Origin of the sequence: Pseudomonas sp. NPDC079086, assembly GCF_044542155.1 — a bacterium.
GTDB lineage: Bacteria > Pseudomonadota > Gammaproteobacteria > Pseudomonadales > Pseudomonadaceae > Aquipseudomonas.
The window spans coordinates 139,737-163,098 of sequence record NZ_JBITTY010000002.1; the positions used below are offsets into that span (position 1 = coordinate 139,737).

Below are 23,362 nucleotides of genomic sequence, written 5' to 3' on the forward strand. Positions count from 1 at the left end.
TTGTTTTGGATCCGTTCAGGGTTAGCGTTCCCGCGTTTGCCTGAGCGGCGTTTGAGAGACTTGTTGCATGCGGCTTTAGCTACCGCTGGTCAGCACTTGCCCGTCGGTGGTAGTGGCGATGTGTCCACTGCTGCAGCCAGCCAAGCCAATTACGCAGAGTGCGGCAATAATCAATTGCTTCATAAGTCTCTCCAGATGGTTTGTGGTGCATTGTGCATCCACATCCCAACAGTAGTTGTACGGCGTTTTTTAGCAAGGCAGGCACAAAGAAAAAGCCCCGCACTAGGCGGGGCTTTCTTGTCGCGGGTAACGCTTAGACCTGAACAGCAGGGATCTGGGCGTTTGCAGCGGCTTCACGGAACTCGGCGATCTGGTCGAAACTCAGGTAGCGGTAGACGTCCGCTGCCATGGTGTCGATTTTCTTCGCGTAGACCATGTATTCCTCAACAGTCGGCAGTTTACCGGTGATGGCTGCAACAGCAGCCAGCTCGGCCGAGGCCAGGTAAACGTTGGCACCATCGCCCAGACGGTTGGGGAAGTTACGGGTGGAGGTCGAAACCACGGTGGAGTTCGCCTCAACGCGTGCCTGGTTGCCCATGCACAGCGAGCAGCCCGGCATTTCCATGCGCGCACCGGCTTTGCCGTAGATGCCGTAGTAGCCTTCTTCGGTCAGCTGATGCTGGTCCATCTTGGTCGGCGGCGACAGCCACAGACGGGTCGGCAGGGTGCCTTCGACTTTTTCCAGCAACTTACCGGCAGCGCGGAAGTGACCGATGTTGGTCATGCACGAACCGATAAACACTTCGTCGATCTTCTCGCCCTGAACGGAGGACAGCAGACGAGCATCGTCCGGGTCGTTCGGTGCGCAGAGAACCGGCTCGTTGATATCGGCCAGGTCGATTTCGATGATTTCGGCGTACTCGGCGTCCTTGTCGGCCTCCATCAGCTTCGGATCGGCCAGCCAGGCTTCCATCGCTTGAGCGCGACGTTCCATGGTGCGGGCATCGCCGTAGCCTTCGCTTATCATCCAGCGCAGCAGGGTGATGTTCGACTGCAGGTACTCGGCGATGGCTTTTTCCGGCAGCTTGATGGTGCAACCTGCAGCGGAACGCTCGGCAGAGGCGTCGGACAGCTCGAAAGCCTGTTCAACGGTCAGCTCGTCCAGACCTTCGATCTCGAGGATGCGGCCGGAGAAGATGTTCTTCTTGCCTTTCTTCTCGACGGTCAGCAGGCCTTTCTGGATGGCCACATAAGGGATGGCATGCACTAGGTCACGCAGGGTGATGCCCGGTTGCAGTTTGCCCTTGAAGCGCACCAGTACCGATTCCGGCATGTCCAGCGGCATTACGCCAGTGGCAGCGGCGAAGGCCACCAGGCCGGAACCGGCCGGGAAGGAGATGCCGATTGGGAAGCGGGTGTGCGAGTCGCCACCGGTGCCGACGGTATCCGGCAGCAGCATGCGGTTCAGCCAGCTGTGGATGATGCCGTCGCCAGGACGCAGAGATACGCCGCCACGGGTGCGGATGAAATCCGGCAGGGTGTGGTGGGTGGTGACGTCGATTGGCTTCGGATAGGCCGCGGTGTGGCAGAACGACTGCATCACCAGATCAGCGGAGAAGCCCAGGCAAGCCAGGTCTTTCAGCTCGTCGCGGGTCATCGGGCCAGTGGTGTCCTGGGAACCGACGGTGGTCATCTTCGGTTCGCAGTAGGTGCCAGGACGCACGCCTTTGCCTTCTGGCAGGCCGCACGCCTTGCCGACCATCTTCTGCGCCAGGGTGAAACCCTTGGTGCTAGCAGCAGGTGGCTCAGGCAGCTTGAACAGGTCGGTTGGGCCCAGGCCCAGTTCTGCGCGCGCTTTCTCGGTCAGACCGCGACCGATGATCAGCGGGATACGGCCGCCAGCGCGGACTTCGTCAAGCAGTACTGGGGTCTTCATTTCGAAGGTGGTCAGTACTTCGTCGGTGCCGTGCTTGCAGACTTTGCCAGCATGCGGGTACAGGTCGATCACATCGCCCATGTGCATGTTGGAAACGTCGAATTCGATTGGCAGGGCGCCGGCATCTTCCATGGTGTTGTAGAAGATCGGAGCAATCTTGCTGCCGAAGCAGAAACCACCAGCGCGCTTGTTCGGCACGTTAGGGATATCGTCGCCGAAGAACCACAGCACCGAGTTGGTGGCGGATTTACGCGAGGAGCCGGTGCCGACTACGTCACCGACATAGGCAATTGGGAAGCCTTCGCCGCGCATAGCTTCGATCTGCTTCATCGGACCGGTTACGCCTTGCTCGTCCGGCACGATGCCATCGCGGGCCATTTTCAGCATGGCCAGGGCGTGCAGTGGAATATCCGGACGCGACCAGGCGTCTGGAGCCGGGGACAGGTCGTCGGTGTTGGTTTCGCCGGTGACCTTGAACACGCGCAGGCTGATCTTGTCGGCCAGTGTCGGGCGGTTTTTGAACCACTCGCCGTCAGCCCAGGATTGCAGTACGCCTTTGGCGTGAACGTTGCCGTTCTTAGCTTTTTCAGCGACGTCGTGGAAAGCGTCGAACATCAGCAGGGTGTGCTTCAGTTGTTCTGCAGTCACGCCGGCCAGTTCGCTGTCGTCGAGCAGCTCAACCAGGGTGGCGATGTTGTAACCGCCCTGCATGGTGCCGAGCAGTTCAACAGCGTGTTGCTTGCTGATCAGTGGGGAGGTGACTTCGCCTTTGGCAAGGGCAGAGAGGAAACCGGCCTTGACGTAGGCGGCTTCGTCGACGCCTGGCGGCACGCGGTTGGTGATCAGGTCGAGTAGAAAAGCTTCTTCGCCGGCTGGCGGGTTTTTCAGCAGCTCGATCAGGCCTGCGGTTTGTTCGGCGTTCAGCGGCTGGGGCACGATACCCTGAGCGGCACGCTCTGCTACATGTTTGCGATAGGCTTCAAGCACAGTTATTACCCTCATCAGTGGTCCCAAAGCGTTGTCCGGGACGCGATCCAGAAACCAACAAACCAGGCGCTTCGTGGCTTTATGGGCCGCTCAGCCGAGGTTGTGCTGCTTTCTTGCAGAAGCTGTTTTCAAAGTTTTACGCCGGCAGGACGGGCTGGATGAGGGCTGGTGCAGACACTTGAAGAGTGGCTCAAGGGGCTGCACCAACATCGAACCTGCAGGATTGACTGTGCTCGTGACGCTTTGAAAACAGCTTCCAACGGACGTTGCTGCCTCTAAAAGGCCGGCCGATTCTACTGGAAAGCTTTGATAAAGTTAAGCCAAAGGCCCCGCTTATATAGGGGTGATCTGCCTTAGACAAAGGGCTAAGATGCCAGCCTGTCCGTCAGTACCCATGCCTTTCGTTATGTCCAACCAACGCATCAAAACTCCTTGTGTCGGCCTGTGCTCCACTGTTTACGGCGATTTAGTCTGCCGTGGCTGCAAACGCTTCCATCATGAGGTCATCAACTGGAACGGCTATAACGACGAGGAAAAACGCGCCGTATGGCTGCGCTTGGAAGTGCTGTTGGTGCAGGTGATGGCGGCAAAATTGGAAATTTTCGACGCTGATCGCCTGCGCATGCAGCTGGAACAGCGCAAAATTCGCTTTGTCCCCCAGCAGTCGCCGTACTGCTGGGCCTATCAGCTGATTGCCCGTGGCGCGCGGGTGATCAGTCAGTTGAATGCCTATGGCATGGTGCTGTTGCCGGAGTTTCGCGAGTGGAACCTGCCGGAATTGCGTGATGCGATTGATCGCGAGTTCTTTTTGCTGTCCGAGGCGCACTACGAGCGCTACATCGCGCCGCGGTTTCTGCTCGAGGGGCTTGAAGTAAGAGTCTGAATCCATCTTCTAAATAAAAAAGCCGCCTGTTTTTAGGCGGCTTTTTTGTTGCGCTGTAGTTGGGTTAGCGCTGGGCGACCAGTTCTTCCAGGTGGGCGATGATGTCGTCCGGCTTGAGCACCAGAATGTCGCTTTCCAGCGAGTCGAGAATCACCTCGGCGGTATTGCCGATCAGCGCGCCGGAAATGCCGGCACGTGCCACGGTACCGATCACCGTCACACCCGCGTTGAGTCGATGTGCAGCCTGTGGGATCAGCACATCGGCCGGGCCTTCGGCGATATGCAGGCGCTCATCGCTGATCTCGTACTCGGCCTGGAACGCCTTGCATTGCTCGCGGTAGCGCGCCTCGATGGTTTCCTTGAGCTGGAAGGTCGGGTCGGCGGCCGAGAGCATGGGCGTCGGATGGGCGCTGATGACATGCAGTTCGGCCTTGGCCAGGGCGGCAATATCAAAGCCATGGCTGACGATGCTGGTGTGCAGGGTGCGGTGTTCGCTATCGGCATTACCGACATCGACGGCCGCCAGGATGGCGGTGCCCGCCCAGGATTTTTCGGTTTTCACCATCAGCACTGGCGCCGGGCAGTAGCGCAGCAGCTTCCAGTCGTCGGGGGTTAGCAGGGCTTTCTTCAGTGGGTTGTCAGGGAAGTGCTGTTTGATCACCAGGCCGCAGCCTTCAGTCTGCTGCACGTTGATGATGGTCTGGTGCAGACTTTCATCCCAAGCCTGCTGGCTAGAGGTGCTGAACCCTTCGCCGTTGAGCAAGCCGGAAAGGTCGCGCAGGTAAGCGGTGTGATCACTTTTCTTGTCGCATACCAGCAGGTGCAGGTGTGATTGAGTGACGCCGGCAATCAGTTTGGCGCGTTTCAGGGCCAGGTCTTCCGTGTGATTGGGCTCCATCACCACCAGAATGCTGCGAATAGCTTGCATGATCATCTCCATGTGCAGTCAGTTGTGCTGCTTATCACTATAGATCGCTGCCACTGGCTTGGTGCTTGATCAGCGTCAATCGAGTGGCTGTTCGTGCGCTCATTCGTATAATGGCCGCGCTCTAGCCTTATCATTCCTGCTCGCCTGGTTTTGTGAATTTATGTATCTGTTAGCTGTGACCGATGTTCTGTTGCGTTGTTCTGCCTGTATGCCCAAGCCATGTCTGTCGGCATATGACCGCCTGGTTGCGGAGGTGAGTCGATGAACCTGCCGGAAATTCACGAGTTTCTCGGCTGCCGCACTCCGGACGCCTGGATCACTGCCGCTTTGGCTGACCAGCAGACCCTGTTGATTGACCATAAGAACTGCGAATTCAAAGCCGCCAGTACGGCGCTGAGCCTGATGGCCAAGTACAGCACCTATGTCGATCTGCTCAACGCCATGTCGCGCCTGGCCCGCGAGGAGCTGGTGCACCATGAGCAGGTGCTGCGCATCATGAAACGCCGCAAGATCGGCCTGCGCCCCGTATCGGCGGCGCGCTACGCTTCGGGCTTGCGCAAGGTGGTGCGCACCCATGAGCCGCACAAATTGGTGGATACCTTGGTGGTTGGTGCGTTTATCGAGGCTCGCAGCTGTGAGCGTTTCGAGGCATTGGTGCCGCATCTAGATGAAGAGCTGGGCAAGTTCTACTTCGGTCTGCTGAAAAGCGAAGCGCGGCATTTTCAGAATTATCTGAAGCTGGCGTATCAGTACGGCGATGAGCGTGACGTAAACCAGGCTATCGAGCGGGTGAGGGCGGCGGAGCGAGAGTTGATCGAGTCGCCAGACACTGAGTTTCGTTTTCACAGCGGGGTGCCGCCGCTGTGAAACAAAAAAGCGCCCAGTAGGGCGCTTTTTTGTAGGGCTGCGGTGCTGATTATTGCTGCACTTTCAGATCCAGTGACAGGTCACGTGCGGCTTTGGTGGCCAGCACGCCCATCAGTTGGCTGATCTCATCCTGGCGGCTGCTGGAGCCCTCGCTACCGCCGCCCATCATCACGCTCGGTACCGGCGCCTGCGCCGCAGCTTCTGCCCAGACTTTGTTGATGGCGATCAGGGCGTCGAGCTTGGGCTGCAATGCACCGTCGGCCTTGATTACCGCTTCCCGTGCATAGGCATCGGCATCGGCGGTGATTTTTGTTGCATCGGCCGTGATTGCCGCTTTATCGCGCAGTAATTCGGCGGTTTGTTTCTCGATCTCGGCGCGACCTTTTTCCCGTTCGGCATTGATTCGCGCCAACTGCTTTTCGGTTTCTGCCTGGGTGGTGCGTTCAATCTGATCGCGCAGGGTTTCCTGGCGGCGTGCTTCCACTTCCTTTTCACCGCGTGCAGTGACCAGTAGTTTCTCTTCTTCTTCCTTCAAACGGTTTTGCCGTGCTACCGCGAGTTCGGCCAGGGCTTGCTGCACCTTGACCATGCGCTGTTTGTATTGCGGGTTGGGGTCGACGTTGGTGATGCGCGCTTCGACAACTTCCACACCATATTTGCGGAACTGCTGCTGTTTGCGTACCGGAATACCCTTGCTGTCCATTACCTTCTCGGTGATGAAATGGCTGACATTGTTGTCACCGAATGCGCCTTGCTCGGTGCCGGCTTGCAGAATCGCCGTCTGGCTCGGCTGATGGCCGCGCGGGCCACGTACTTCGCGACGTTTGATCAGATACAAGCCGTCGTTGAGCTGATTTTCGAACTCGGCGGCGAACTCGCTGCGCGCACCGGCATAGAAATCATCGGCGCTCATCAGCGAGGCGGTGGCTTGTAGGGTTTCTTTGATGGCCGGAACCAGGGCGGTTTTGATGAAGTTTTCTGGGTTGCGGTATTCCTGAGCGATTTTCAGAAACTGCTCGCCGGCAGGCAGGCGAAAACGCGCGGAGGATTCGACTTTGGCGTCGACGTTGCCGAGAAATACGATCGGAAAGGCTTCGATAGTGGCGCCAAGCGAGTCGTTATCACTGCTGTCATCGATAGCCAGGGCTTCGGTGAGTACCGATTGCACGCTCAGGGCCTTCTTCCACGCTGTGGCGCGGCCGAACCACTTGGTGGCGTAGCCGACGTCGTCGACCACTTTCTCTTCGCCGAAGATGGTCCGCACGTGGGTGGCAAAACCGGCTTCGTTATAGAAAAACACACTGTTGAATGTAACAAAGCTCAGCGCTACGAGTGCGGCTGGGGCAATGGCGTATTTTAAGAGCTGTTCCTTGTTGATCAGCATGATCGGTCCCTGATGGCGTTTTGAGGTCGCCGATGCTGATGATCGGCGAATAATCCGTCAAGAGGGGCCGTTTAGCGCTTTGTGCGCGCCGTCAAAGTTTCAAGTAGGAGCCAGTTCGAAGGCGCTTTGTTGCAGCCCCTGCCGATCAACTTGCAACGCCCAGCCCTGTTTATCCCAGTCGCCGAGGACGATGCGTTGCGCTACCTGGCCGTTGACTTGCAGCGAGTGTGTGGCAGGGCGGTGGGTATGGCCGTGAATCAGGGTGTGCACGCGGTGGGCGGCCATGATGCGCGGTACTTCATTCGGGGTGACGTCGACAATATCGCTGGCTTTCATGCGGGTTTGCGTACGGCTTTCATTGCGCAGTTTGCGCGCCAGTTTTTGCCGGGTTTTGAGCGGCAAGTTGCGCAGGATAAACAGCGAAATGGGGTTGCGCAGCCAACGGCGCAACTTCATGTAGCCGATGTCTTGAGTGCACAGGCTGTCGCCATGCATCAGTAATGTCCGCTCACCGTTAAGCTCGATCACGCACGGGTCGGGAAGTAGGGTGCAGCCAGCTTCTTGGCAGAAGGTCTTGCCGATCAGGAAATCACGATTGCCATGCATCAGGTAAATACGCGGGCCGCGCTCGCTAAGGCTGCGCAATGCTTGGGCAATCGAACGTTGAAAAGGCGTGATGGCGTCGTCGCCGATCCACACTTCAAAGAAATCGCCGAGGATATACAGGGCGTCGGCGTGAACTGCACGGGTTTCGAGAAAGTGCAGAAACGCCCGGCTGATATCCGGGCGCTCCTGTTCAAGATGCAGATCGGAGATCAGTAGAATCACTCAACGATCTCTGCACGCTCGATGATCACGTCATCAACCGGTACATCCTGGTGGCCGGATTTGCTGGTGGTTGCAACGGCCTTGATGGCGTTGACCACATCCATGCCTTCAACTACTTCACCGAACACCGCATAACCCCAGCCTTGTACGGTAGGTGCGCTGTGGTTGAGGAAGCTGTTGTCGCCCACGTTGATAAAGAACTGCGCAGAGGCCGAGTGCGGCTCCATGGTGCGGGCCATAGCTACGGTGCCGATCTTGTTGGCGACGCCGTTGTTGGCTTCGTTCTTGATCGGGGCGCGGGTGGTTTTTTGTTTCATGCCCGGCTCGAAACCGCCGCCTTGAATCATGAAGTTGCTGATTACGCGGTGGAACACCGTGTTGTCGTAGTGGCCTTCCGAGACGTACTGCTTGAAGTTGGCCACAGTTTCCGGGGCTTTGTCTTCGAACAGGTTAAGGGTGATAACGCCGTGGTTGGTGTGCAGCTTGATCATGTAGGTAATCGCTCTGTCGATAATTCCGTGAGCCGCTGAATTTCCAGCAAAGGGCATTGCAGCGGTTCTTGGGCCTGTCAGGGGGTTGACAGCTTCGGCTATGATAAGCGCTTTGTTTTAGTCGGCCTACCCTACGCCGCGCACCTGCATGATCAAGGACCCCATGAGCAAGCCAGAAACTGTCGCCGCCGCTAACTTTCTTCGTCCCATCGTCCAGGCCGATCTGGATGCCGGCAAGCACGTGAAAATCATCACCCGGTTCCCGCCGGAGCCCAACGGCTACCTGCATATCGGTCACGCCAAGTCGATCTGCTTGAACTTTGGCCTGGCCAAGGAGTTTGGTGGTGAGTGCAACCTGCGCTTTGACGACACCAACCCGGCCAAGGAAGACCAGGAATACATCGACGCGATCAAGAGCGACGTGCAGTGGTTGGGCTTTCAGTGGGCTGGCGAGGAGCGTTATGCCTCCAATTATTTCGACCAGCTGCATGCCTGGGCCATTGAGCTGATCAAGGCCGGTAAGGCCTTTGTCTGTGACCTCAACGCCGAAGAAATGCGCGCCTACCGCGGCAACCTCACTGAGCCGGGCAAGAACAGCCCGTTCCGTGAGCGCAGCGTTGAAGAAAACCTTGATCTGTTCGCGCGCATGAAAGCCGGCGAATTCGCTGATGGCGTGCGTTCGCTGCGCGCGAAGATCGACATGGCCTCGCCGAACATTAATTTGCGCGACCCGATCCTCTATCGCATTCGTCATGCCCATCACCACCAGACGGGCGACAAGTGGTGCATCTATCCGAGCTATGACTTTACCCACGGTCAGTCGGATGCCATCGAAGGCGTGACGCACTCAATCTGCACCTTGGAGTTTGAAGATCATCGACCGCTGTACGAATGGTTCTTGGCGCAATTGCCAGTCCCGGCGCAGCCGCGTCAGTACGAATTCGCCCGCCTTAATCTGAATTACACCATCACCAGCAAGCGCAAGCTCAAGCAATTGGTTGATGAGAAGCACGTCAACGGTTGGGACGACCCGCGCATGTCGACCTTGTCGGGCTTCCGTCGCCGCGGTTACACCCCTGCGTCGATCCGCACCTTCTGCGACATGATCGGCGTCAACCGCGCTGGCGGTGTAGTGGATGTGGGCATGCTCGAATTCGCCATCCGTGATGATCTTGACGCCAACGCTGCTCGCGCCATGTGTGTGCTTAAGCCGCTGAAAGTCGTGATCACCAATTACCCAGAAGGTCAGGTTGAGAACCTGGAGTTGGCGCGCCATCCGAAACAGGAGATGGGTGTGCGTGTGCTGCCGTTCAGCCGCGAGATCTATATCGATGCCAGCGACTTCGAAGAAGTCCCGCCGGCCGGCTTCAAGCGTCTGATCCCCGGTGGCGAAGCACGTCTGCGCGGCAGCTACGTGATTCGCGCCGACGAAGCGATCAAGGATGCTGACGGCAACATCGTCGAACTGCGTTGCAGCTATGACGAAAACACCCTTGGCAAGAACCCCGAAGGCCGCAAGGTCAAGGGCGTGATTCACTGGGTGCCAGCGGCTGAAAGCGTTGAGTGCGAAGTGCGCCTGTACGACCGACTGTTCCGCTCTGCCAACCCTGAGAAAGACGAAGAGGGCGGCAGCTTCCTCGATAACATCAACCCGGATTCGCTGGTGGTGCTCAAGGGCTGTCGCGCCGAGCCATCCCTGGCCGAAGCCGCGCCAGAAGAACGCTTCCAGTTCGAGCGCGAAGGCTACTTCTGCGCTGATATCAAAGACAGCAAGCCGGGTGCGCCGGTGTTTAACCGCACTGTGACGCTGCGCGACTCCTGGGCATAAAAGACTCAGTTGCTCTGATTAAAACCGGGCCGGTACGCCGGCCCGTGGTTTTCCAAGGAATGCCGATGCTCTCGATCTACAACACGCTGACCAAAAGCAAAGAAGCCTTCAAACCGCTGGACGGTAACAAGGTGCGCATGTACGTGTGCGGCATGACCGTATACGACTACTGCCATATCGGCCACGGCCGCAGCATGGTGGCCTTCGACCTGGTCACCCGTTGGTTGCGCTTCAGCGGTTATGACCTGACCTACGTACGCAATATCACCGACATCGAAGACAAGATCATCAATCGCGCCCGGGAGAACGGCGAGCCGTTCGATGTGCTGACCGAGCGCATGATCGCTGCGATGCACGAGGACGAAGCGCGTCTCAACATCCTCAAGCCAGACATGGAGCCGCGTGCCACGGATCATATTCCGGGCATGCTGAGCATGATCCAGACCCTTATCGACAAGGGTTACGCCTACGCTCCCGGCAATGGCGACGTGTACTACCGCGTTGCCAAGTTCATGGGCTACGGCAAGCTGTCGCGCAAGAAGATTGAAGACCTGCGCATCGGTGCGCGCATTGAAGTGGACGAAGCCAAGCAAGACCCGCTGGACTTCGTGCTGTGGAAAGGCGTCAAGCCCGGCGAGCCGAGCTGGGAATCACCATGGGGCGAAGGTCGTCCGGGCTGGCATATCGAGTGCTCGGTGATGTCGACCTGCTGCCTGGGTGAGACTTTCGATATTCATGGTGGCGGCAGCGACTTGGAATTCCCGCACCACGAAAACGAAATTGCCCAGAGTGAGGCGGCCACCGGCAAGCCTTACGCCAACGCCTGGATGCATTGCGGGATGATCCGCATCAACGGCGAGAAGATGTCCAAATCGTTGAACAACTTCTTCACCATTCGCGATGTGCTGGAGAAGTACCACCCGGAAGTGGTGCGCTACCTGCTGGTGTCCAGCCACTACCGCAGCCCGATCAACTACTCCGAAGAAAGCCTCAAGGACGCCAAGAGCGCGCTCGAGCGCTTCTACAACGCGCTTAAAGGGTTGCCGGAAGCGGCACCTGCGGGTGGCGAAGCCTTTGTCGAGCGCTTTTCAGCGGCCATGAACGATGACTTCGGCACGCCAGAAGCCTGCGCCGTGCTGTTCGAACTGGCGCGTGAGATCAACCGCCTGCGCGACACTGATCTACAGGCTGCTGCCGGTCTGGCGGCTCGGTTGAAGGAGCTGGCTGGGGTCCTCGGCGTGCTGCAGCTTGAGCCTGAGGCGTTCCTTCAGGCAGGCGCTGCTGGCAAGGTTGATGCTGCCGAAGTTGAAGCGTTGATTGCTGCGCGTCTGCAAGCTCGCGCCGAGAAGAACTGGGCAGAGTCTGACCGCATCCGTGATCAGATCACCGCCATGGGCGTGGTGCTGGAGGACAGCAAGGGCGCTACGACCTGGCGTCTGGCTGAGTAAGACAGGCGTTGGATTAAACAGGCCGCTTTCGAGCGGCTTGTTTATTTGCGGTTATAGGACAGAGGAAAGACCCAATGCACGTCAGTCGTCTATCGCGAACCTTGGGTACGTTTCTGCTCTGGGCGGTGGCCTTGTATGTGCTGCTCTGCGTTGCTCTGCTGGTGTTTCAGCGTTCGCTTATCTACTTCCCGCAGCCCCGCGCTATCGATAATCCCAACACGCTGCTCAAGCTGCCCATAGAGGGTGCCGAGGTGCTGGTTTCCACCCGGCCACTCGAGGGGCGAAATGCTCTGATCTATTTCGGCGGCAACGGCGAGGATGTTTCCCTCAATCTGCCCGAATTTTCCCAGGCTCTCCGCGACCATGCGCTCTACCTGCTGCATTACCGAGGCTACGGCGGTAGCAGCGGCTCGCCCTCAGAAGAGGCTATTCAAGCCGATGCGCTCGCTTTGTTTGACCAAGTTTATGCCCAGCACCCCTGCACCGTGGTGGTGGGGCGCAGTCTGGGCTCGGGTGTGGCGGTGCGCCTTGCCAGCCAGCGGCCAGCAGCCCATTTGGTTCTGATTACGCCTTACAACAGCACCCAAGAGCTGGCGCAGAGCCGGTTCCCGTATATCCCCGTGCAGTGGCTGCTTAAGGATAAATTCGAGTCCTGGAAGTATGCCCAACAGATTCGTGTGCCAACGCTGTTGATCGCGGCGGAGCAGGATCAGGTCATCCCGCGCGCCAGCACCGACGCGCTTTTCAGCCATTTCGCCACGGGTGTGGCTGCGCTCAAGGTTATTCCGGCGGCGGGGCATAACTCGTTATCGCAAAGCCCGGAGTACCTGAGGCTACTTAAGGGCGCGTTGTGTAAGGGCTAACGCGGAGCTCGCCAGCCTTGGCCTTGTTTGACCTGCGCGCGTGAGAGTGTGAGCAGACTTATAGCGGTCACGTGTCACAGTTAGGCCGCAGGGCTTAGTTCCACAGCCAGTTCCATATTCCCGGCAGGCGAGCGTATTGCAGTGGATCGCCAAGTGCGCGCCTGAGGGCCGCACGTTGCAGGGCCTCGCGGTTGCTGTAGAACGGTTGCTTATCTGTGGCTAGGCCAACGTCTTTGGCCACATCCATAAGGATCTGCAGGTATTCCTGCATATGTCGCGCGGTGTAGGGGTTGAGGTCATGGAAGGTCACGACTACCGGAATAACCCCGTCTACCGCTGGCAAAGCGCCGACGCTGATCTGCTGCGCGGCTCGCGCCAGTTGATCGCGCAGATTGCTGCGACGGCGCAGGCTGCCATTGATGCCCCAGGTCTTGCCGTCATTGGCGCTCAGGTCGGTCAGCAGCAAGCGCAGGCCATGCGTTTGGTAGGCGGCGAACGTGCGTTCGTCGTAATTCCAGAAGGGTGGCCTCACCAGGCGTGGTGCCGAGCCGCTGATGGCGGTCAGGTCAGCAACACCGTCGCTCAGCGACTGATCCAGAGCTTCCGGGCTGAGAAAGCGGTGGTTGGCATGGCCTGGGGTGGCGGTGTGAAAACCCAGTAAGTGGCCTTCACGTTGCTGACGTTGCAGTAGTGCCTGGCCTTTAACGCTGCCGCCGGCTGCTGCTGCGCGGGTCTGGACAAAGAACAGTGCCTTGATCCCGGGTTGGACTGGGTTGTCTGCCAAGGTGTCGAGGATTTGCTCGGTTGGGTTATCGCCGGCGCTGGCGCTTGGACCGTCATCGAAACTTAGGAGAAAGCGTATCGGCTCAATCTCGGGGTTTGGTGGTGGCGGTGCAATGCTGGTGCAGGCGCTCAGCAACATCATGCTGATTAAGGCGTAGGTCAATTGCGTGATTCGCGAAAAAGCGTTTGTTGCAGTTGCGGGGTAACGCATTAGGCTTTGGCTCGCGAGGGTAAGGATGGCAGGGCAGATGCGCGGGAGATCAAGGGGCGCGGAGTCTATGCGGCTGCGCTCGCAGTGGGAACCTGTAATTGACGAGCTACAGGTTTCGACCCTGCCTGGGTCATATAAGTCCATGACTGGTTAAGAAAGCTTACTCTGGCCAAGTGTTACAGCTGCTGCGGCGCGTTCTAGCGCGTCGTCAGGCCAGTTTCTCGCAGTCGTTTGTACAGTGTATTGCGGCTAACCCCGAGGTTACGCGCCAGGTGCGAGATATTGCCGCCGCAGGCCTGGTATTGGCTGGCCAGATCATCCGTGCTGGTGCTGGCCAATGGTTGTGGAGATGGCTGGAGGGTGGCTGTTTGCGCAGCCGCCGGCTGTAAATCGGCAAAGAAATCATCCGGCAAATGTTCTGGGCGGATCTGCTGATCCTCTGCCATGGCTAAGGCGATCTGCAGGACGCTGCTCAATTGGCGCAGGTTACCGGGCCAGGGGTGGCGCTCGAATAGGCTCAGCACTTCCTGGCTTAGCCCAGCCCATTGCTGCGGCTCGCGGTGGTGGTCCCAGATGCGCTTAACCATCGCGGCCTTGTCGGTGCGTTCGCGCAGCGGCGGCAGTTCGAGGTTGAGGCCGCTGATGCGGTAGTAGAGGTCCTGGCGGAATAGCCCGCCTTCCACATCCTGGCGCAGTGGGCGGTTGGTGGCGGAGATCAGGCGGATATCCACCGGGTACAGTTCACTGCTGCCCAGCGGCTGTACGCAGCGTTCCTGCAATACCCGCAGCAGGCGGGCCTGCACCCGTAGCGGCATATCGCCGACTTCGTCGAGAAACAGCGTGCCTTTATCGGCCTTGCGGATCAGCCCGATGCTGCCTTTCTGATTGGCCCCGGTAAACGCGCCTTTTTCATAGCCGAATAGTTCGGACTCCACCAGTTCAGCCGGAATGGCTGCGCAGTTAACCGCGATAAACGCCTGGCTGGCGCGCGAGCTGGCGTGGTGCAGGGCTTTGACGAAGACTTCTTTGCCGACGCCGGTTTCACCATGTACCAGAATCGGGATGTTTTTTTCCAGTAGGCGCTCGGCCTGGCGTACGGCTTTATCAACACGCGGATCACCCAAATTGAGTGAGGCCAGGGTGAACGGGTTGCTGTTGGCGCTAGCAGGCGGCGGCTGGTTTTGGCGAAAGTCGCGAGCCTGAATGGGGGAAGGTTGTTGCGGGCGTTTGATCTGCGCGTGGAAGCGAAAGCGCCCGCTGGCGCGCAGGTTGAACGGTAGCGACTCGGGTTGGTTAAGCAGTTGCTGCAGCGGTACGTCGAACAGACTTTCGATATTCACCTGGGCCAGGCCCACGCCCAGCAGGCTGTCGGCACGACGATTGGCGGATACCACCTGGCCTTGGTCATCGAAAATCAGCAGCCCGGCCCAGGGGCTGCTCAGGTTATCCAGGCTGGTGTTAAAGCTCAGTTGGAAGTAACGCTGCTGAAACAGGTTGAGAATCAAGCGGTTTTCCACCGACTGACTCATCATTTTGACCATGCCCAGGGTGTGCGAGGGCGGCAGGTAGCTGTCACTGGAAACATCCAGCACCGCGATCATCTGCCTTTGCTCATCAAAAATCGGCGAGGCTGAGCCGGTCATAAAGCGGTTGGCTTTGAGAAAGTGCTCATCGTGCTGAATATGAACCGCCTGGGCGCAGCTCAGGGCGGTGCCAATGGCATTAGTCCCGGTGTAACGCTCCAGCCAGGTGGCCCCGGCGACAAAGCCGGCGGCGCGGCTGGGCTCGATAAAGCGCTGGTCGCCCCAGGATTGCAGCACCTGGCCGTGGTGATCGGCCAGCATGATCAGGCAATTGGAGTTGGCCAGGATGGTGCCGTAGTAGGGCAGCACTTCCTTGTGGGTGGTGTGCACCAGGGCGTGCTGGCTTTCCAACAGTGCGCTGACTTCGCCGCGTTCGGGCTGACTGAAGATCGGGGTGCTCTGGTGGGTCAGGCCGTAGTCACGGCAGCGGGTCCAGGAGTCCTGGATGATGGTCTCGTGGGGCAGGGCAGTGACAGCGTCAGCCATGACAGGTATCTCGCGCGGTTTTTTGTTGTTATGGGCCACGGTCTGCGCCGGGCCCCTGCAGTGTCGCCGAAGGCTGTTCAATGTCAACGCTATGACTGTTCAGTTGTTCACTGTGCACTGTTCAAAAGTGTTCAGTGTTGTCTTCTGTGGTTGCCAGCGTGCAAGCGTAGATGTTTTAAATCAATGGCTTACATTCTTTTAAAGGGGTTGGCACGGAACTCGCCTTGTTACTGGGTAGATAACAAGAAAAAGGACGGCCCATGTCACTTACCCTGGAGCATGTCACGCGTATCGTCGATCACCAGTTGTATATCGACGATGCCTGCCTGAGCTTCGAACCCGGCTCCTTCAATGTGCTGCTGGGGCGCACGCTATCCGGCAAGACCAGTTTGATGCGCCTGATGGCCGGTCTGGATAAGCCCACTAGCGGGCGCATCCTGATGAATGGCGCCGATATGACCCAGGTGCCGGTGCGTCAGCGCAACGTGTCGATGGTTTATCAGCAGTTCATCAATTACCCGACCCTGACGGTGTTCGAGAACATCGCCTCGCCGCTGCGCCAGGCCGGTGTGAGCAAGGCGCTGATTGAAGAAAAAGTGCATGCCACGGCGCAGATGCTGCGTATTGATGGTTTGCTAAATCGCTACCCGCTGGAGTTGTCCGGTGGCCAGCAGCAGCGCACGGCTATGGCGCGGGCGCTGGTCAAGGACGCTTCCTTGATTCTTTTCGATGAGCCGCTGGTCAACCTTGACTACAAATTGCGCGAAGAGCTGCGCCAAGAGATGCGCGAGCTGTTCCAGGCCCGCCACACCATTGCTATCTACGCCACCACCGAGCCCAACGAGGCGCTGGCCTTGGGTGGCACCACCACCATCCTGCATGAGGGGCGAGTGGTGCAGAGCGGCAAGACCGCTGAGGTCTATCACCGCCCACAGCAGGTGTTAGCGGCAGAGCTGTTTTCGGAGCCGGCGATCAACTTGATGCCGGGGCGCGTCAGCGGCACCGAAGTAAGTTTTGCCGATACCGTGCATTTCCCGCTTAACCCGGACCTGCAAGGCATCGCCGAAGGTGAATATCGTTTCGGCGTACGTCCCAGTCATATCGGTCTAGTGCCGTCCAACGACGATGATCTGGAGCTGGCGGTGACGGTCGAACTGGCCGAGATTAGCGGTTCGGAAACCTTTCTGCATGTGCGCAACGAGCAGTTCGTGCTGGTGCTGCATCTGCCTGGGGTGCATGAATACGACGTGGATAGCTCGATTCTTATTTATATCCCGACCCATAAATTGTTTGTCTTTTCTGCGGATGGGCAGCTGATTCAGGCGCCAAGCCGGCGTCTGGGGAGGGTTGCCTGATGGCCGAGATCCGTTTGCTCAATCTGGCCCACAGTTATAGTCGCGCCCCTGCTGGTGCGGCTGATTACGCCATTCGCGAGATGAATCATGTGTGGGAGCAGGGCGGCGCCTATGCGCTGCTGGGGCCATCCGGCTGCGGCAAGTCGACCCTGCTCAACATCATTTCCGGACTGCTCAGCCCTTCGCACGGCGAAGTGCAGTTTGATGGCAAGGTGGTCAACGCGTTGCCGCCCGAGCAGCGCAATATCGCCCAGGTTTTCCAGTTTCCGGTGGTCTACGACACCATGACGGTGTTCGACAACCTGGCCTTCCCCTTGCGTAATCAGGGCATGAATGAGGCGAAGATCCTCACCAAGGTCAACGAAATTTCCGAGGTACTGGAGCTGCACCCGTTGCTGCATAAGCGCGCCAGCAACCTGACTGCCGACGAAAAGCAGAAGGTTTCCATGGGTCGCGGCCTAGTGCGCGATGATGTCTCGGCGATCCTGTTCGACGAGCCATTGACGGTGATCGATCCGCATCTCAAGTGGAAGCTACGGCGCAAGCTCAAGCAGATTCACGAGCAGTTCAATATCACCATGGTCTACGTCACCCACGACCAGCTCGAAGCCTCGACCTTCGCCGACAAGATCGCGGTGATGTATGGCGGTCAGATTGTCCAGTTCGGCACGCCGCGTGAGTTGTTCGAGCGCCCCAGCCATACCTTTGTTGGCTACTTCATTGGTAGCCCGGGGATGAACCTGATTGATGTGCTGCCATATGCCGGCGGAGTGCGTTTCAACAACACCGTGCTGCCGTTATCGGCAGCGCTCAATCGGCGCCTTGCCGAGCTACCTGGGGCCAAGCTGAAAATCGGCATCCGTCCGGAGTTCATCCACGTCTGGGATGGCCCAAACGAAGATGCGCTGTGTGGCGAGGTGGTGCATGTTGAAGACCTCGGCACCTATAAAATTCTTACCCTCAAGCTCGATGGTCATTCACTCAAGGTCCGCCTGCAGGAAGATCAGCCAGTGCCGCAGCAACAGGTATACCTGAGCTTCCCGGCACAGTGGTTGATGCTTTACGCCGATGATTTTCTGGTTGAGGCGCAAGCGCTGGAGGTGCAGCCATGAAGGTGCAGAACAACAAGGCTTGGTGGCTGGTGCTGCCGGTATTTCTGCTGGTGGCGTTCAGCGCCATCGTGCCGATGATGACGGTGGTCAATTACTCGGTGCAGGACATCTTCGACCAATCCACCCGTTATTTCGTCGGGGTCGATTGGTACAAGCAGGTACTGCAGGACACCCGCCTGCATGATTCGCTGCTACGCCAGTTCATCTTCTCCGCGTGTGTACTGCTGATCGAAATTCCTTTAGGGATTGCCATCGCCCTGTGCATGCCGACCAAGGGTCGCATGGCCTCGCTGGTATTGATCGTGCTGGCGATTCCGCTGCTGATTCCGTGGAACGTGGTTGGTACCATCTGGCAGATATTTGGCCGTGCCGACATTGGCCTGCTTGGCTGGACCCTGAATAGCCTAGGCATCAGCTACAACTATGCCTCCAATACCAGCGACGCCTGGGTCACTGTGCTGATCATGGACGTCTGGCACTGGACCTCATTGGTGGCATTGCTGTGCTATTCGGGCCTGCGCGCCATTCCTGATGTGTATTACCAGGCCGCGCGTATCGACCGTGCATCTGACTGGGCGGTGTTTCGCCATATCCAGCTGCCCAAGCTGAAGAGCGTGCTGCTGATCGCGGTGATGCTGCGTTTTATGGACAGCTTCATGATCTACACCGAGCCCTTTGTGCTCACCGGCGGCGGGCCGGGCAACGCCACCACTTTCCTCAGTCAGACCCTGACGCAAATGGCCATCGGTCAGTTCGACCTGGGCCCAGCGGCGGCGTTTTCGCTGGTGTACTTCCTGATCATCCTGTTGGTGTCCTGGCTGTTCTACACCGCCATGACCCACAACGATAAGACCCGCTGAGGCCGACCATGACCCTACGCAAGAAGGTGGTACTGGGGCTGTATGTCCTGTTCCTGCTGGTGCCGATCTACTGGCTGCTGAACATGTCGTTCAAGAGCAATACCGAGATCCTCGGTGGCCTGACGCTCTGGCCGCATGCGTTCACCCTGGAAAACTACAAGGTGATCTTCACCGACCCGAGCTGGTACGAGGGCTATCTCAACTCGCTGTATTACGTGTGTCTGAACACGATGATCTCGCTGACGGTGGCATTGCCGGCGGCCTATGCGTTTTCGCGCTACCGTTTCCTCGGCGACAAGCACCTGTTCTTCTGGCTGCTGACTAACCGCATGGCGCCACCGGCGGTGTTTCTGCTGCCGTTCTTTCAGCTGTATTCGTCCATCGGCTTGTTCGATACGCATATTGCCGTGGCGCTGGCGCACTGCCTATTCAACGTGCCGCTGGCGGTGTGGATTCTGGAAGGATTTATGTCTGGAGTGCCGAAGGAAATCGACGAAACCGCCTATATCGACGGCTACAGTTTTCCAAAATTCTTCGTGAAGATTTTTATCCCGCTGATCGGCTCGGGCATCGGCGTCACCGCGTTCTTCTGCTTCATGTTTTCCTGGGTCGAGCTGCTGCTGGCGCGCACCCTGACCTCGGTGGATGCCAAGCCGATTGCCGCAGTAATGACCCGCACCGTGTCAGCGTCGGGGATCGATTGGGGTGTGCTGGCGGCGGCTGGGGTGTTGACCATACTGCCGGGCATGCTGGTGATCTGGTTTGTCCGCAATCATGTGGCCAAGGGCTTTGCCTTGGGCCGGGTATAGGAGCAGCGACTATGGATTGGATGGCCTGGACTCTGCCAACGGCGTTGTTTTTCGGCTTTATCGGCATGCTGCTGGTCGGCATGACGATCTGGGAACTGCGTTCGCCCTGTATCGAGCGTAAAGGCTTGTTGCCGATCAGCACCACGCGTGGTGATCGGTTGTTTATCGGTCTGCTTGGAAGTGCCTACCTGCACCTGCTGGTGGTGGGCGCGACCGATTGGAGTGTCTGGATAGCCTCGGTGCTGTCCCTGTTCTGGTTGTTTGCAGTGATGCGTTGGGGCTAATTCGGGCTGCCTTGGCTGCGCCAGCTTGTTGGGCGCGGCCATGACCCGTTTGCCTCATTCCAAACCCTGAGATGGAGGTCTCTATGTTCGACAATAACAACAAAACTCGACATAGCATGGCGCTGGCTGCCCTGCTGACGTTGTCCGGCTTGAGCGGCGCAGCCTGGGCTGATGCCTACGAAGAAGCGGCAAAGAAGTGGATCGGTGAGGAGTTCAACCCCTCGACCCTGACGCCTGAGCAGCAGTTGGCTGAATTGCAGTGGTTTATCAAAGCGGCCGAGCCGTTCCGTGGCATGAGCATCAGTGTGGCTTCGGAAACCATTGCCACTCATGAATATGAGTCCAAGGTCCTGGCCAAGGCCTTTAGTGAAATCACCGGCATCAATCTCAAGCATGACCTGATGCAGGAAGGCGATGTAGTCGAAAAACTGCAAACCCAGATGCAGTCGGACAAAAACATCTACGACGGCTATATCAACGACTCGGACCTGATTGGCACGCACTTTCGCTACGGAAAGGCGGTGGCGATCAGCGACATGATGGAGGGCGAGGGCAAGGCGGTAACATCGCCGACCCTGGATCTCGAAGACTTTATTGGTCTGTCGTTTACGACCGGGCCTGATGGCAAGCTGTATCAGCTGCCCGACCAGCAATTCGCCAACCTCTATTGGTTCCGCGCCGACTGGTTCGAGCGCCCGGAACTGAAGGCCAAGTTCAAAGAAATTTACGGCTATGAGTTAGGCGTGCCGGTTAACTGGTCGGCCTATGAAGACATCGCCGAATTCTTCTCCGAGAAGGTCAAGGAAATCGATGGCCAGCGCATCTACGGCCATATGGATTACGGCAAGAAAGACCCATCCCTGGGCTGGCGCTTCACCGATGCCTGGTTCTCCATGGCCGGTGGCGGCGACAAGGGCCTGCCCAATGGTTTACCGGTGGATGAGTGGGGTATCCGGGTCGACGGCTGTCGCCCTGTAGGTTCCAGTGTCTCCCGTGGCGGCGATACCAACGGCCCAGCGGCTGTATATGCCACCACTAAATATGTCGATTGGATGCGCAAATACGCGCCACCAGAAGCGCAGGGTATGACCTTCTCTGAGTCTGGTCCGGTGCCCGCGCAGGGCAGCATTGCTCAGCAGATTTTCTGGTACACCGCCTTCACTGCCGACATGACCAAAGCTGGTTTGCCAGTGGTCAACGAAGATGGCACGCCGAAATGGCGTATGGCACCGTCGCCTAAAGGCCCGTATTGGGAAGAGGGCATGAAGCTGGGTTATCAGGACACTGGTTCCTGGACCTTCCTCAAGTCCACCCCAGAGAAACAGCGCCTGGCAGCCTGGCTGTATGCGCAGTTCGTGACATCGAAAACCGTATCGTTGAAGAAGACTCTGGTTGGCCTGACGCCGATTCGTGAGTCTGATATCAACTCGCAAGCCATGACCGACGTAGCGCCGAAACTGGGCGGCCTTGTGGAGTTCTATCGCAGCCCTGCTCGCGTGCAGTGGACTCCAACCGGTACCAATGTGCCGGACTACCCGCGTCTGGCGCAGCTGTGGTGGCAGTTTATTGCTGAAGCAGCCAGCGGTGATAAAACACCACAAGAGGCGCTGGATGGCCTTGCTGCTGCACAGGACACCATGATGGCTCGTCTGGAGCGTTCTGGTGTGCTCGGTGAGTGTGGCCCGAAACTCAATGAGCCACGTGATCCGCAGTACTGGCTGGATCAGCCGGGTGCACCGAAGCCCAAGCTGGCCAACGAGAAGCCTCAGGGTGAAACCATCAACTACAACGAGCTGCTGAAGTCCTGGGAACAAGCCCGCGACCAAACGTAGTGGCTTGAGCTCGGCATAAAAAAACGGCACCTACAGGTGCCGTTTTTTATTTCTGTCAGCGCTGCACTCAGTCGTGCAGGTGCTCGGCGGCATGCAGGGTGTTTTCCAGCAGGCAGGCGCGGGTCATCGGGCCAACGCCGCCTGGCACTGGGGTAATCCAGCCTGCTCGGGGCAGGGCAGTTTCATACACCACGTCACCAATCAATTTACCGTCGACCTGGCGGTTGATGCCAACGTCAATGACGATGGCGCCGGGCTTGACCCACTCGCCATGCACCAGGCCAGGCTTGCCTGCCGCGACTACGACGATATCGGCCTGGCCGACATGCATCGGTAGATCTTTGGTAAAACGGTGGGTGACAGTAACGGTGCAGCCGGCCAGCAGCAGCTCCATTGCCATCGGTCGGCCGACGATATTCGACGCGCCTACCACCACTGCGTGCATGCCATACAGGTCAACGCCCGTGCTTTGCAGCAGGGTCATGATGCCTTTCGGAGTGCAGGGGCGCAGCAATGGCATGCGCTGGGCCAGGCGGCCGATGTTGTAGGGGTGGAAGCCATCAACGTCTTTATCCGGGCGGATGCGCTCTAGCAATAAAGAAGCGTCAAGATGTTCCGGCAGCGGCAGTTGTACCAGAATGCCGTCGATGCTCGGCTCGTCATTCAGGCGGTCGATCAATGCCATCAGCTCGTCCTGCCCAGTAGTGGCTGGCAGGTCATAGGCTTGTGAGACGAAGCCAACTTCTTCGCAGTCTTTGCGTTTGTGCGAAACGTAGACCTGAGACGCAGGGTCGCTACCGACGAGAATCACTGCCAGCCCGGGTGCGCGCAGGCCTTGCTGGCGTCGTTCGGCGACACGTTGGGCGATCTGCTGGCGCAGGCTGGCGGCAATTGCTTTGCCATCGATCAGTTGTGCGGTCATTGCGCTTAGTTAACCATAAAGAAAGGATGGAAAAAGGACGCGCATTCTCGCATGACCATGCTGTGGGGCAAAGGCGCACGCCGCGGTTTTCGCGTAACTCCTTTAAATGGCTGAATTTTTTTAACTTTTCCTGTTGACGACCTGAAACCGGCTCTATAACATTCGCCCCGCTTGTCGAGCACAGCCAGTCGCTGGGTAAGACGGCAAAGGTCGAAGCTGCAAAGTTTTTTCCGAAGCCGAAAGCTTTAAGTCTGCATTAGCAGATCGATAGGCGCCCGTAGCTCAGCTGGATAGAGCATCCGCCTTCTAAGCGGATGGTCGCAGGTTCGAGTCCTGCCGGGTGCGCCATTTGGCGGTCTTGGCTCAAGCAAAATGCAATATGGTGGGCGTAGCTCAGTTGGTAGAGCGCAGGATTGTGACTCCTGTTGTCGTGGGTTCGATCCCCATCGTCCACCCCATATTCCAAGGCGCCAGGTTAAATCCTGGCGTTTTTGTATAAGGCTTTACCACGCGGACGTGGTGGAATTGGTAGACACACTGGATTTAGGTTCCAGCGCCGCAAGGCGTGAGAGTTCGAGTCTCTCCGTCCGCACCATCTTTTAGAACTCCCTCCCGTTTGCCGCCTGCATCTAGGGTGACTTCTGCAAATCGACCCTCTAGAATGCATGCCCTTAATTAGGGC

General features: G+C 58.1%; 19 protein-coding genes and 3 tRNA genes. 14 read left to right on the top strand and 8 right to left on the bottom strand.

Annotated elements, in window-relative coordinates; all coding sequences use genetic code 11:
- Positions 1–313: 313 nt before the first annotated feature.
- On the bottom strand, positions 314–2,923 hold the full coding sequence (gene acnB / locus ACIGEK_RS10160; RefSeq protein WP_397493988.1) for a bifunctional aconitate hydratase 2/2-methylisocitrate dehydratase: 2,610 nt from the start codon (positions 2,921–2,923) through the stop codon (positions 314–316).
- A 406-nt stretch (positions 2,924–3,329) separates the two neighbouring features.
- Between acnB and ACIGEK_RS10165 the strand changes: the two genes are divergently transcribed.
- Positions 3,330–3,806: a DUF1289 domain-containing protein gene (locus tag ACIGEK_RS10165; RefSeq protein ID WP_397493225.1), complete on the top strand. Its 477-nt coding sequence runs from the start codon at positions 3,330–3,332 to the stop codon at positions 3,804–3,806.
- 64 nt (positions 3,807–3,870) lie between these two features.
- Here the strand turns inward: ACIGEK_RS10165 and ACIGEK_RS10170 are convergent, their stop codons facing one another.
- A complete protein-coding gene (locus ACIGEK_RS10170; RefSeq protein ID WP_397493226.1) occupies positions 3,871–4,734 on the bottom strand; it encodes a universal stress protein in 864 nt (287 codons plus the stop codon).
- A 261-nt stretch (positions 4,735–4,995) separates the two neighbouring features.
- Here ACIGEK_RS10170 and ACIGEK_RS10175 point away from each other — a divergent pair, with 261 nt between their 5' ends.
- Entirely contained in the window at positions 4,996–5,601 is a 606-nt protein-coding gene (locus ACIGEK_RS10175) for a tRNA isopentenyl-2-thiomethyl-A-37 hydroxylase MiaE (protein ID WP_311091667.1), read from the top strand.
- Positions 5,602–5,650: 49 nt separating this feature from the next.
- On the opposite strand, the gene ACIGEK_RS10180 is transcribed toward ACIGEK_RS10175, so the two are convergent.
- The 3 genes from ACIGEK_RS10180 to ACIGEK_RS10190 form a co-directional block, all read right to left on the bottom strand.
- Positions 5,651–6,985, bottom strand: a complete 1,335-nt coding sequence (locus ACIGEK_RS10180; protein ID WP_397493227.1) for an SPFH domain-containing protein — start codon at positions 6,983–6,985, stop codon at positions 5,651–5,653.
- 99 nt (positions 6,986–7,084) lie between these two features.
- The gene (gene lpxH, locus ACIGEK_RS10185) at positions 7,085–7,813 is read right to left on the bottom strand and encodes a UDP-2,3-diacylglucosamine diphosphatase (protein ID WP_397493228.1); all 729 of its coding nucleotides are present in this window, start codon (positions 7,811–7,813) and stop codon (positions 7,085–7,087) included.
- Positions 7,810–8,304 (bottom strand): peptidylprolyl isomerase, encoded by a 495-nt coding sequence (locus tag ACIGEK_RS10190; RefSeq protein ID WP_090386745.1) that lies wholly within the window; start codon positions 8,302–8,304, stop codon positions 7,810–7,812. The genes lpxH and ACIGEK_RS10190 overlap by 4 nt, the downstream gene beginning before the upstream one ends.
- Positions 8,305–8,467: 163 nt before the next feature.
- Between ACIGEK_RS10190 and ACIGEK_RS10195 the strand changes: the two genes are divergently transcribed.
- The 3 genes from ACIGEK_RS10195 to ACIGEK_RS10205 all read left to right on the top strand — a co-directional run bounded on the left by ACIGEK_RS10195 (position 8,468) and on the right by ACIGEK_RS10205 (position 12,443).
- Positions 8,468–10,132 carry a glutamine--tRNA ligase/YqeY domain fusion protein gene (locus ACIGEK_RS10195; protein ID WP_397493229.1) on the top strand — a complete coding sequence of 555 codons (1,665 nt, stop codon included), beginning with the start codon at positions 8,468–8,470 and terminating at the stop codon, positions 10,130–10,132.
- A 65-nt stretch (positions 10,133–10,197) separates the two neighbouring features.
- The gene (gene cysS, locus ACIGEK_RS10200; protein ID WP_397493230.1) at positions 10,198–11,580 is read left to right on the top strand and encodes a cysteine--tRNA ligase; all 1,383 of its coding nucleotides are present in this window, start codon (positions 10,198–10,200) and stop codon (positions 11,578–11,580) included.
- Between the two features lie 74 nt (positions 11,581–11,654).
- Positions 11,655–12,443, top strand: coding sequence for an alpha/beta hydrolase (locus ACIGEK_RS10205; protein ID WP_397493231.1), 789 nt, complete (start codon positions 11,655–11,657; stop codon positions 12,441–12,443).
- A gap of 94 nt (positions 12,444–12,537) precedes the next feature.
- Here ACIGEK_RS10205 and ACIGEK_RS10210 read toward each other — a convergent pair whose 3' ends face one another.
- The gene (locus ACIGEK_RS10210; protein WP_397493989.1) at positions 12,538–13,365 is read right to left on the bottom strand and encodes a polysaccharide deacetylase family protein; all 828 of its coding nucleotides are present in this window, start codon (positions 13,363–13,365) and stop codon (positions 12,538–12,540) included.
- A gap of 269 nt (positions 13,366–13,634) precedes the next feature.
- Complete coding sequence (locus tag ACIGEK_RS10215; protein ID WP_397493232.1) at positions 13,635–15,506, bottom strand: sigma-54-dependent Fis family transcriptional regulator; 1,872 nt, start codon at positions 15,504–15,506, stop codon at positions 13,635–13,637.
- A gap of 260 nt (positions 15,507–15,766) precedes the next feature.
- On the opposite strand from ACIGEK_RS10215, the gene ACIGEK_RS10220 reads away from it, so the two are divergent.
- The 6 genes from ACIGEK_RS10220 to ACIGEK_RS10245 all read left to right on the top strand — a co-directional run bounded on the left by ACIGEK_RS10220 (position 15,767) and on the right by ACIGEK_RS10245 (position 21,758).
- Positions 15,767–16,861, top strand: coding sequence for an ABC transporter ATP-binding protein (locus ACIGEK_RS10220; RefSeq protein ID WP_397493233.1), 1,095 nt, complete (start codon positions 15,767–15,769; stop codon positions 16,859–16,861).
- Complete coding sequence (locus ACIGEK_RS10225; RefSeq protein ID WP_397493234.1) at positions 16,861–17,973, top strand: ABC transporter ATP-binding protein; 1,113 nt, start codon at positions 16,861–16,863, stop codon at positions 17,971–17,973. Before ACIGEK_RS10220 ends, ACIGEK_RS10225 begins: the two co-directional genes overlap by 1 nt.
- Positions 17,970–18,833, top strand: a complete 864-nt coding sequence (locus ACIGEK_RS10230; RefSeq protein ID WP_397493235.1) for a carbohydrate ABC transporter permease — start codon at positions 17,970–17,972, stop codon at positions 18,831–18,833. Before ACIGEK_RS10225 ends, ACIGEK_RS10230 begins: the two co-directional genes overlap by 4 nt.
- A gap of 8 nt (positions 18,834–18,841) precedes the next feature.
- Complete coding sequence (locus ACIGEK_RS10235) at positions 18,842–19,642, top strand: carbohydrate ABC transporter permease (protein WP_090386724.1); 801 nt, start codon at positions 18,842–18,844, stop codon at positions 19,640–19,642.
- An 11-nt stretch (positions 19,643–19,653) separates the two neighbouring features.
- Positions 19,654–19,926, top strand: a complete 273-nt coding sequence (locus tag ACIGEK_RS10240; RefSeq protein WP_090386722.1) for a DUF2160 domain-containing protein — start codon at positions 19,654–19,656, stop codon at positions 19,924–19,926.
- 83 nt (positions 19,927–20,009) lie between these two features.
- Entirely contained in the window at positions 20,010–21,758 is a 1,749-nt protein-coding gene (locus ACIGEK_RS10245) for an ABC transporter substrate-binding protein (protein ID WP_397493236.1), read from the top strand.
- A gap of 67 nt (positions 21,759–21,825) precedes the next feature.
- Here ACIGEK_RS10245 and folD read toward each other — a convergent pair whose 3' ends face one another.
- Positions 21,826–22,680, bottom strand: a complete 855-nt coding sequence (gene folD / locus ACIGEK_RS10250) for a bifunctional methylenetetrahydrofolate dehydrogenase/methenyltetrahydrofolate cyclohydrolase FolD (protein WP_397493237.1) — start codon at positions 22,678–22,680, stop codon at positions 21,826–21,828.
- A 271-nt stretch (positions 22,681–22,951) separates the two neighbouring features.
- Between folD and ACIGEK_RS10255 the strand changes: the two genes are divergently transcribed.
- From ACIGEK_RS10255 to ACIGEK_RS10265, 3 genes are all read left to right on the top strand, one after another.
- Positions 22,952–23,028, top strand: a tRNA-Arg gene (locus ACIGEK_RS10255).
- A gap of 34 nt (positions 23,029–23,062) precedes the next feature.
- Positions 23,063–23,138: transfer RNA gene (locus ACIGEK_RS10260), tRNA-His, on the top strand.
- Between the two features lie 52 nt (positions 23,139–23,190).
- Positions 23,191–23,275: transfer RNA gene (locus ACIGEK_RS10265), tRNA-Leu, on the top strand.
- The last annotated feature ends 87 nt before the right edge of the window (positions 23,276–23,362 follow it).